Source organism: Streptomyces sp. URMC 123 (assembly GCF_051386515.1).
GTDB lineage: Bacteria > Actinomycetota > Actinomycetes > Streptomycetales > Streptomycetaceae > Streptomyces.
The window spans coordinates 1-3203 of the sequence record NZ_JBPQTV010000499.1; the positions used below are offsets into that span (position 1 = coordinate 1).

At 76.2% G+C, this 3203-nt stretch carries 3 protein-coding genes and 1 pseudogene; 1 reads left to right on the forward strand and 3 read right to left on the reverse strand.

Going from position 1 to position 3203, the window contains the following annotated elements:
- Positions 1-199, reverse strand: a pseudogene (locus ACSNOD_RS29935) (hypothetical protein); the annotation flags it as partial.
- Between the two features lie 427 nt (positions 200-626).
- Between ACSNOD_RS29935 and ACSNOD_RS29940 the strand changes: the two are divergent.
- Positions 627-1694: a DUF5925 domain-containing protein gene (locus tag ACSNOD_RS29940; protein WP_436770223.1), complete on the forward strand. Its 1068-nt coding sequence runs from the start codon at positions 627-629 to the stop codon at positions 1692-1694.
- A gap of 226 nt (positions 1695-1920) precedes the next feature.
- On the opposite strand, the gene ACSNOD_RS29945 is transcribed toward ACSNOD_RS29940, so the two are convergent.
- A complete protein-coding gene (locus ACSNOD_RS29945; RefSeq protein ID WP_436770221.1) occupies positions 1921-2304 on the reverse strand; it encodes a GntR family transcriptional regulator in 384 nt (127 codons plus the stop codon).
- Between the two features lie 159 nt (positions 2305-2463).
- Positions 2464-3203: ATP-binding cassette domain-containing protein (locus ACSNOD_RS29950; RefSeq protein ID WP_436770222.1), on the reverse strand; the 740-nt coding region annotated here is incomplete at its 5' end.

The following is a 3203-nucleotide window of genomic DNA, read 5'->3' on the forward strand; positions in this document are numbered from 1 at the left end:
GGTGGCTGCCGTGCGCCACGCCGCCGCGCCGGCCGGCGGCCCGTTCGCCGCCGGGGTCGGCGCTGCCGGTCCACGGCCCGCACATCACCAGCATCAGACCGAGCGAGGCGAGGCCCGCGCCGAGCAGCGCGGTCACGCGCCAGCGCCCCGCCGCCGGCAGCGCCAGGAGCACGGTGCTTCGAGCACGATGACGTCCCATCGGAGGTCAGCGTAGCCGCGGCCGGGGGCGGCACGGCCGATTCCGCCGAAGCCCGGCGGGCGGGGCGCGGTCGATCACAGGCTCGGCGGGGGCCGGGACGCGCCGGTCGGAGCACCGAACGCGGAGGGCGGGACGCGCCCGTCGGAACACCGAAGCAGGAGGGCGGGGCGCGCCCGTCGGAGCACCGGGCACGGCTCCGGCGCCGGTCCGTCCGAACACCGGACGCGGGCCCGTCGGGGCAACGGAGGAGAACATGGAAAACCTGCGTGCGCCGGGCCGCCCGGTGCCGGATCATGGGCCCATGCGAGCCGAGCCACCGTCCGACGCCCGGAGCCAGATCCCGCCCACCGACACCCCGTCCGTCGCCGACCCCGTCCTCGCGGCCCTGGTGCCCGCCGCCCAGGACTCCCTGCCGATCCGGCTGAACATGGACGACAGCGACTCGCCGTCGGATGTCGTGGACGCCCTCTTCCTCGGCCGGTTCGCGACCGGCGAGCAGCCGTACTCGCGCAGTTCCTCCATCGACCGGGTCCGCTCCGGTGCCACGCTGCTGCCGCCCGCCGCCACAGTTCTGCGCTCGGCGCGCGACGACGACCGCAGCGCCGTGCTCGCCGAGGGCGCCGGCTGGACGCTGCTGGTGTCGCGCTGGAGCCGCGGGGCGGACGTCACCGTCACCGCCGTCTCCGACGAGCTGGCGGAGAAGGTGCTGGGGCAGACGGTCGACGGCGCCGAGGACGAGCCGGAGCCGCAGCCCGAGAACGTCACGATGGGCTTCTGGTACGTCTCGCCCCGGCGCGGCCCGCACCGCACCACGCGGCAGATCTCGGCCGGCACCTGGGAGGAGATCCGGCCGAACTACACGGCGCCGGTGGCGCGGGCCATGGACCGGCTGATGAAGATCACGCCGGAGGACATCGCGGGCCGGCTGCTGCTGTTGCACGGCCCGCCGGGCACCGGCAAGACATCCGCGCTGCGCACGCTGGCCCGCTCCTGGCGCGAGTGGTGCCAGGTGGACTGCGTGCTCGACCCGGAGCGGCTCTTCAACGACGTGGGCTATCTGATGGACATCGCCATAGGCGAGGACGACGGCTCGGCCAAGGGGCGGTGGCGGCTGCTGCTGCTGGAGGACTGCGACGAGCTGATCCGCGGGGAGGCCAAGCACACCGCCGGGCAGGCGCTGTCGCGGCTGCTCAACCTCACCGACGGGCTGCTGGGCCAGGGCCGCAACGTCCTCGTCGGGGTGACGACCAACGAGGACCTGGAGCGCCTGCACCCGGCGGTGGTGCGCCCCGGCCGCTGTCTGGCCCGGATCGAGGTGGGCTCCCTGTCGCGCGCGGAGGCGGTCGCCTGGCTCGGCCGGGAGGCCGAGGGGCTGGAGCAGGGCATCGGCCGCGACGGGGCGACGCTGGCGGAGCTGTACGCCCTGCGCCGGGGCACGGGGCCGGCGGCGGTGCCGGCGCAGGCGCCGGGGTCGGACGCGGGGCTGTATCTGTGACCTGATCTGTCGTCGGCGCCCGCGCCCGAGCGGCCCCGGCCGGCCCGGGGGAAGCGGGCTCTCAGAGCCTGTTTTCATACCCCGGTCGGACAGGCCGCGGCGTCTGGTGCGGTAGATCGCAAGGCGGAGGATCACCCTCGTACCGGGCGTACTTGGGTGACTCCGACAACGCCGCGAGGTGCCGTGCCAGGCGTCGCGGGCCCGGGCGGGGTATGAAAACAGGCTCTCAGCCCTCAGGGGTGCCGTAGGCCGCGCGCAGGGCGTCCTGGGCGACGGCGAGGGCCGCGTCCCGGTCCAGGCCCAGGCGCCGGACGTGCTGGGCGTAGGTCTGCGCGGCGGCGGCCGCCTGCCGGCGCGCGGCGTCACCCGCGGCGGCGATGAACGTGCCGTGCCGGCCGCGCGTCTCGATCACCCCGTCGGACTCCAGCGCCCGGTACGCCTTGGCGACGGTGTTCGCCGCCAGCCCCAGCTCCTCCGCGAACCCCCGGACGGTGGGCAGTTTGTGGCCCACCGGGAGCCGCCCGGAGCGCGCCTGGTCGGCGATCTGGGCCCGGAGCTGCTCGTACGGGGGCTCCTTGGCGCTGGGGTCGACGGCGATCTCGGGGCTCACATGGTCTCCTGCTGCTCTGGCCCGCTCCGGCGGGCCGCCGGGACGGGGCTCGCACGGTCGTGCGATGCGGTGCCGTGGCGGTGCGGTGGCCGTGACGAGCCGCGCGGTGCCGTGGCGGTGCGGTCGTGGCGGCCGCCGCGTGGTCACGGCCGTTCCGCCCTATTGTGTGGCACCGCGCCCGAGGACCCGGTCCAATGCCCCGCCGCGCCCGTGGAGTTCCTCCCAGGTCCCCTGTTCGGCGATCCGGCCGTCCTCCAGGACGGCGACGCGGTCGGCGCGCCGGATCGTGGCCGGGCGGTGCGCGATCACCAGGGTGGTGCGGTCGGCCGTGGCCGCGGCGAGGGCGGCGGCGAGCTCCGCGTCACCCTCGGCGTCGACATGGGCGGTGGCCTCGTCCAGGACGAGCACCCGGGGGTCGGTGAGCAGGGCGCGGGCCAGGGCGATCCGGGCGCGCTGACCGCCGGAGAGGGTGGCGCCGCGCTCGCCGACCGTACTGTCCAAGCCGTCGGGCAGGGCCTCGGCGATGCGGTCGACGCCACAGGCCGCGACGACGCGGTCGAGCGCGGCACCGTCCGCGCCGGGGGCGGCGAGCAGCAGATTGTCGCGCAGGGTGCCGTGGAAGAGGGCGGTGTCCTGGCCGACCAGGGCGACACGGGAGCGCAGTTCCGCGTCCGGGAGCCGGCGCAGGTCGACCGGGGGCGCGCCGCCGGCCGCGGGCACCAGTTCGATCGTGCCGTCCGTCGGGTCCCAGAAGCGCGCCACCAGATGGGCGATGCTCGTCTTGCCGGCGCCGGAGACCCCGACCAGGGCGACCGTACGGCCGGCGGGCACGTCGAGGTCCACGCCGCGCAGGACGGGCCCGGCGCCGTAGTCGAACCGCACCCCGCGCAGCCGCAGTC

What these genes read in the sequence shown, in the direction of transcription:
- ACSNOD_RS29940 (WP_436770223.1), top strand. Translation starts at nt 627, where the DNA reads ATGGACGACAGCGACTCGCCGTCGGATGTCGTGGACGCCCTCTTCCTC.